The sequence below is a fragment of the Dietzia sp. E1 genome (genome assembly GCF_014145015.1).
Lineage (GTDB): Bacteria > Actinomycetota > Actinomycetes > Mycobacteriales > Mycobacteriaceae > Dietzia > Dietzia cinnamea_A.
Genome location: NZ_JAALDU010000404.1, coordinates 1 through 6,548, shown reverse-complemented (window position 1 = coordinate 6,548; position 6,548 = coordinate 1). Strand labels below are relative to the sequence as shown.

Below are 6,548 nucleotides of genomic sequence, written 5' to 3'. Positions count from 1 at the left end.
GCGTGCACGAGGCGCGAGGAGACGGTCGTGTCGACCATGGTCGACGACGGCGCGGAGGCCGGGCGGAAGGCGTTCTCCAGGCCGCGGTCGTCCCCGGTGACCACGATCATCTCCGCTCCGCCGTGGTAGGCCAGCAGGAGCGCCATGTCCCGCGCCGTCGCGGCGGCCGGGAACGTCGTGGCGCCGACCCCGAGCTCGGTGATCTTCTCCAGCCCCTCGGCCCGGCCGTCACGATCCGCTGGCACGACGAGGACGGCACCGTCGGTGAGGACCTCGTCGGAGACCTCGGTGGGGGTGGCGACGACGACGTCGGCCGTCAACCGGGCCGAGCGCAGCAGCTCGGCGCCCCCGTCGACGCCCACGAGGAGCGGGCGGTACTCCCGGATGAACGGCTTGAGCTCGGCCAGCTGGGCACGCGAGGACGCGTCGCCCGTGACCACCACGACGTGACGGTCGGTGAACTCGACATCGATCTCGGGCAGCCCCTCGCCGTCGAGCAGGAGTGGATGCTCGAGGCTGAGGAACTCGGTTGCGTTGGCCAGGTGCGCCAGCGCCGACTCGACGTAGTTCTTCTCCGCGCTGTCGACCTCGGCGAGCAGGGTCGCGGAGTCGACCTCGCGGCCACCGGCGAGTTCGTCCTCGGACTTGACGGAGTAGATGACCCCGTCGTCGATGCGGACCCGGGTCCCGTCGGTGACATCGGCCAGGTCGGCGTCCTCGATGACGGGCACCGTCGAGGCGGCCAGGGTGCGGAAGGCCGCCCGGGGCAGCATCTCCTCACCCGGGGCGGGGACGTGCACCACGGCCGCCACCTCCGCCTCGACGAGTGCGCGGGCGGTCTCCGCCGTGGTGCGGTTGAGGTCGAGGACGGCGACGTCCTTGGCGCCGAGCCTCTTCGGCACCGGAGTCCCCGGCTCGATCCGGCGCACGGTGCCCACGACACCGGCGAGGTCCTGGGAGCGACGATTGAGCAGACCCGACATCTTCATGTGCACGAGTATCACGCGTGTGATTCGAGTGACGAGGGAGGTCACCCCGGCGTGTCGCCTTAACGGTCGACCTCAGCTTGAGACTTTTCGTACTGGGCCTTCTCCAGCAGCTCGCGGGCGTGGGCGAGCCCGGTATCGGTGTCCTCGAGTCCCGCGAGCATCCGTGCCAGTTCGGTCACCCGATCGGCGTCCGCGACCGCCGTGACCCCGGAGACGACGACACCGGAGCTCGCGGAGTCGGCGCCCGCGGGATCGGCGTCCTTGTGCACGACCAGGTGGGTGTCGGCGTAGGCGGCGACCTGGGCGAGGTGGGTGACGGCGATGACCTGATGCGTCCGTGCCAGGCGGGCCAGTCGCTTGCCGATGCTCAGCGCGGCCCGGCCTCCGACGCCGGCGTCGACCTCGTCGAACACGAGGGTGCCCCCGCCCGAGCGTTCGGCCAGGACCACCTCGAGCGCGAGCATGACCCGCGACAGCTCGCCGCCGGACGCGCCCTTGCCGAGCGGCACCAACCCGGAGGGCCCGTCGAGCGCCAGTTCGACGTCGTCGAGCCCGCTCTCGGTGGCGCCGTCGAGTCCGTCTCCCGACGGCGTGACGCGGACGGCGAGGCGGGCGCCACCCATCGACAGCTCGGCGAGTTCGGCCGTCACCCGGGCGGCGAGGTCCTCCCCCGCCGCGCGTCGGACGGCGGTCAGCGCGGCGCCGCGTTCACACAGTTCCGCCGCGAGTCGCTCCACGGTGGCTCGCAGCTCGGCGACGGCGGTGTCGGAGGTGTCGACCTCCCCCAGTCGGGTCCGGGCTCTGGCGGCCCAGGCGATGACGTCGTCGACGTCCGTGCCGTACTTGCGCGTCAACGCGCGGAGATCGTGGCGTCTCTCCAGCGCCGAATCGAGGTCGGCGGCGTCGACGGGCAGCTCGGCGAGGTACAGGCCGAGCTCGGTGGCAGCGTCCCCGAGTGCGGCGACGGCCTGTCCGATGCTCGTGGCGATTGGCTCGAGCGCGGGGTCGCCGGCGCCTGCCAGCCGCTGCCGCAGCTGGTCGAGCAGCCCCACCATCGGCTCGGTGGTCTCGCCGTCACCGGTGAGCGCCTCGTGGGCCTGCCCGGCCACCTCGCGCAGTTCCTCGGAATCGGTCAGGCGGCGGATGAGGGCGTCGAGTTCGGCCTCCTCGCCCGGTTGTGGGTCGAGGGCGTCGATCTCCTCGAGCCCCATGCGCAGCAGGTCGGCCTCGCGGGCGAGCTCGCGGGCCCTACCGGTGCGCTCGGCCAGTGAGCGTTCGGCCTCGCGCCACCGCCTGTAGGTCTCGCGATACGCCTCGAGCGCGGCGCGGGCGTCGTCACCGCCGTGGGCGTCGACGGCGTCGCGCTGCCGGTCCGGGCGCAGCAGACGGAGTTGGTCGTTCTGGCCGTGCACGGCGAGGACCGGCGCGCAGAACCGGGCGAGGGTGCCGGCGGGGACGGAACGACCACCGAGCCGGGCGCGGGAGCGCCCGTCCGCGCCGACCCGTCGGGCGGCGATCACGCTGCCGTCCTCGTCGAGGTCGACGTCGGCGTCCTCGAGGAGGTCGTCGAGATCCCGGCGATCGGCGGGGTCCATCGTGGCGGTGGCGGACAGGTCGAAGCGCCCCTCGACGACCGCCTTGTCCGCACCCCGGCGCACACGGCCGGGGTCGGCGCGCCCACCGGCCAGGAGTCTCAGACCGGTGACGACCATCGTCTTGCCCGCGCCCGTCTCTCCGGTGAGGACGGACAGTCCTGGCGAGAAGTCGGCGACGGCCTCGTCGATGACGCCGAGGCCGCTGATCCGGAGTTCCGTGAGCACGCACCCACCCTAGGTGAGCGGCCGGACACCCGAACGTCCGCGCCACCCGGTCACCGGCAACTCGAACTTGGTGACCAGGCGATCGGTGAACGGCGAGTCGTCGAGCCGCACCCACTTGACCGGGCGTCGACCGCGGACCACCTCGACCCGGCTACCCGGCGGTGCGTCGACCAGTCGCCGCCCGTCGAGGACGACCACGGCCGGGCCCGAGAGGGTTCCGGTCTCCACCGCGACTCTGGAGGTGGGCGCCACGACCATGGGCCGAGCGAAGAGCGCGTGGGCGTTGTTCGGCACCACGAGGATGGCGTCGAGCTCGGGCCACACGATGGGGCCGCCGGCGGAGAACGCGTAGGCGGTGGATCCCGTGGGGGTGGAGACCAACATGCCGTCGCAGCCGTAGTCGCTGACGGGGCGGCCGTCGATCTCGACGGAGGCCTCGAGCACGCCCTGTCGTGCCACCTTCTCGATGCTGACCTCGTTGAGCGCCCAGTCGCGGGCGAGCCGGGTGTCGCCGTTGATGACGGTCGCCTCGAGCGTCATCCTCTCCACGACCCGGTAGTCGCGCGCGGCGATCTGCTCCACGACGCCGCTCAGCGAGGAGACCTCGGATTCGGCCAGGAAGCCGATGTGCCCGAGGTTGACCCCCAGGACGGGCACGTCCGCTGCGTGCGCGTACTGGCAGGCGCGCAGGAACGTCCCGTCCCCTCCCAGGACCAGAACGAGTTCGCAGCCCTCGGCGGCGTCCGGGGTGTCGGGGACGCACTCGACTCCGCCGCCCGTGGCGACCCGGTCCCGGGTGTCCTCGAGGACCCGGACGGCGATGCCGCGCTCCGCGCACGCGTCGACCACCTGGGCGACCGTCGCGACGATGTCCGGTCGGGCGATGTTGGGTTCGAGCAGGATGCGCCGGGGCTGCTCGGATCCGGGGATGTCGTTCATCGTGGGCCCTCCTCGACTGCCGTGCGGATCGCGTGTCGCGACTCGTCGGTGAGGTCCGCCGGCTCTCCCGATGCGGACCTGCGCAGGTGCAGGAAATACTCGACGTTGCCGGACGGGCCGGGGAGCGGACTGGCCACACATCCCAGGGGTTCGAGCCCGAGTCCCGCGGCCGCGTGGGCGACACCGGTCACGGCCTCGATCCGCAGCTCGGGGTCACGGACGACGCCGCCCTGCCCGACACGGTCGCGCCCCACCTCGAACTGTGGCTTGACCATCGGGAGGAGATGCCCGCCCGGCCGGGTGCACCGGGCGAGCGCCGGCAGCACGAGCGGCAGGGAGATGAACGACAGGTCGGACACCACGAGGTCGACCTCCCCACCGATGTCCTCCGGGGTGAGAGACCGGACGTTGGTCTTGTCGTGGACGCCGACGCGCTCGTCGCTGCGCAGTCGCCAGACCAGTTGTCCGTACCCCACGTCGACGGCTTCGACGCGGGCCGCGCCCCGGGTCAACAGCACGTCGGTGAAGCCCCCGGTGGAGGCTCCGGCATCGAGGCAGCGCGCCCCGTCGACGGTCACGTCGGCAAAGGTGTCGAGGGCACCGATCAGCTTGTGGGCACCGCGGGACGCCCAGTCCGGCTCGTCAGAGGCGGTGAGCGCGATCGAGGTGGTGGGTTCGACCTGGGTGGCGGGTTTGGTGGCGGCCACCCCGTTGACGATGACGCGTCCGGAGTCGATGAGGTCCCGCGCCCGTTCGCGGCTGTCGCACATCTTTCGGCGCACCAGTTCGGCGTCGAGCCGCATGCGTCTGGCCGCCATCAGCGTCGGGTGTCCAGGGCCGAGAGAGCCTGCGCGAGGAGCTCGTGGGCGGCGTCGAGCGCGGCGACCTGGTCGTCGCGGACCGCCCCGCCGTCGGCGTCGGTCCCCGGTGCGCCGACCGAGTCGCCGAGCAGGTCGTCGAACGCCGAGCGGAGCTCGTCGATGTCGGGCCCCGTGGGCCCGGGGTGTGGATGGGGTCCGGGGGTGGTCACGGCCTACACGCTAGCCGACGACGAGTCCCGCATCCGCGAGCCGGGATCGGAGGCCGTCCCCGCCCGCGGACACCTGCGACACGTCGTGACGCCACGCCAGTGCGATCACGGCTCGGGCCAGATCCAACCCGTGCAGATGGTCCGGGACTCCGGAGAGGTGCAGCACCCCGGCATCGACGGTGGCGTCGAGCTCAGCGGTGTGCGGGATCCGGGACGCGTCGGCGGGCTCGGCGAGAGCCGACAGGTCGGGCGCGAGATGGGTGGGGCGCCGGTGCGGATCCGCCAACAGCAGGTGGGTCTGGTCGTGCACGCCGGTGAGGACCATCAGCGCGGGCATCCCGGCGGCGACGGCTCCCTCAATGTCCGTGTCGAGTCGGTCGCCTATCACCAGGGGGCGTGTGGACCCGACGCGGTCCGCGGCAGCACGCAGCACGCCAGCCGCGGGCTTCCCGGCGACGACGGGCTCGCGGTCCGTGGCGGCACGCAGAGCGGCGACGAGGGATCCGTTCCCGGGCAGCAGTCCTCGCTCCGTCGGCAGAGTCGTGTCGACATTGGAGGCGATCCAGGGCACGCCTCGGCGGATCGCGAGACAGCCCTCGGCGAGGTCGGACCAGGTCAGTTCCCTGGACAGGCCCTGCAGCACGGCGTCGGGCCGGTCGTCGGCGGAGAGAACGACGTCGTAGCCGCCCTCCCGGGCGAGTTCCCGGAAGCTGTCGTGACCGACGACAAGGACCCTGGAGCCCGGGGCGACGTGGTCGCCTAGCATGACCACCGCGGCCTGTGCGCTGGTCATGACCTCGTCGGGGCGGGTGGCGAACCCGAGCTCACGGAGGTGGGCGGCGGTGTCCTCCGGGGACCGGCTGGCGTTGTTGGTCACGTACACCACGGGCAGACCCGCCCGCTCAAGTGCGTCGGCGGCGCCGGGGATCGGCTCCGTTCCGCGGATGAGTGTGCCGTCGAGGTCCACGAGGAGTGCATCGTGGGCCTCGGCAAGGGTGGTGCCGCTCACCGCGATCAGCCCTCCAGTTCGGCCAGCCGAGCCGCGGCGCCGGTGATGTCCTCGGGGTCGGCGGAGAGGGCATGGCGGAACCACTCCGCCGCCTCGTCGCTGCGGTCGGAGGCCAGGAGGACCTCCGCGTAGGCGTAGTCGAGCCGGGCGGCGGACTCACCGCGGGCGTCGGCGTCGACACCCGCGTCCTGCAGGGTCACGAGGGCGGCGTCGAGCTGGCCCATGTCGACCCGGGCTCCCGCCTCGACGATGCGCAGCTCGATCAGCTCGTCGGCGTCGAGCATCCGCGACTCGTCGCCGCGGGCGAGTTCGATGGCGCGCTGCGGGCGCTCGAGTCCGCGCTCGCAGTCGGCCATCATCGCCAGCAGACCGGGCCCGCCGGAGATCCGACGGGCGGCGCGGAGCTCGCTGAGTGCCTCGGACCACTCGCCGGCGCGGTAGGCCAGGACGCCGAGGGTCTCTCGGACGACGCCGATACGGCCGGCGCGGTTCTTGGCGGCACGGCCGTGCGCGAGGGCGAGCTGAGGGTCGTCGTCGACGAGGTGCATGGCGGCGACGAGGTGCCGGGCGACCGTCTCGGCGTTCGACTTGTCGAGGCTGCGCAGGTCGCGACGGACGTCGGCGTCGAGGTCGGCGGCCTCGATGTCGTCGGGCAGAGCGGGCTCATCGGCGCGGGCGGCCTGCCGTGCTTCCTGACCGGGGCGCCCTTCGTTCCTGCGGGCGCCCACAGGCCGCTCCCCGCGACCGGTGCCGGCGCGTGG

General features: G+C 72.8%; 6 protein-coding genes and 1 pseudogene. All 7 read right to left on the bottom strand.

Going from position 1 to position 6,548, the window contains the following annotated elements:
• Positions 1 to 989: putative cytokinetic ring protein SteA (gene steA / locus G6030_RS13015; RefSeq protein ID WP_182643416.1), on the bottom strand; the 989-nt coding region annotated here is incomplete at its 3' end.
• Between the two features lie 59 nt (positions 990 to 1,048).
• Complete coding sequence (recN, locus tag G6030_RS13010) at positions 1,049 to 2,809, bottom strand: DNA repair protein RecN (protein ID WP_182643415.1); 1,761 nt, start codon at positions 2,807 to 2,809, stop codon at positions 1,049 to 1,051.
• A 9-nt stretch (positions 2,810 to 2,818) separates the two neighbouring features.
• Positions 2,819 to 3,748, bottom strand: coding sequence for an NAD kinase (locus G6030_RS13005; protein WP_182643414.1), 930 nt, complete (start codon positions 3,746 to 3,748; stop codon positions 2,819 to 2,821).
• Complete coding sequence (locus tag G6030_RS13000; protein ID WP_182643413.1) at positions 3,745 to 4,566, bottom strand: TlyA family RNA methyltransferase; 822 nt, start codon at positions 4,564 to 4,566, stop codon at positions 3,745 to 3,747. The genes G6030_RS13005 and G6030_RS13000 overlap by 4 nt, the downstream gene beginning before the upstream one ends.
• Positions 4,566 to 4,778: a hypothetical protein gene (locus G6030_RS12995; protein ID WP_182643412.1), complete on the bottom strand. Its 213-nt coding sequence runs from the start codon at positions 4,776 to 4,778 to the stop codon at positions 4,566 to 4,568. Before G6030_RS12995 ends, G6030_RS13000 begins: the two co-directional genes overlap by 1 nt.
• Positions 4,779 to 4,788: 10 nt before the next feature.
• A complete protein-coding gene (locus G6030_RS12990) occupies positions 4,789 to 5,787 on the bottom strand; it encodes an HAD-IIA family hydrolase (RefSeq protein ID WP_182643411.1) in 999 nt (332 codons plus the stop codon).
• Positions 5,788 to 5,792: 5 nt separating this feature from the next.
• A pseudogene (locus G6030_RS12985) lies at positions 5,793 to 6,548 on the bottom strand (hypothetical protein); the annotation flags it as partial.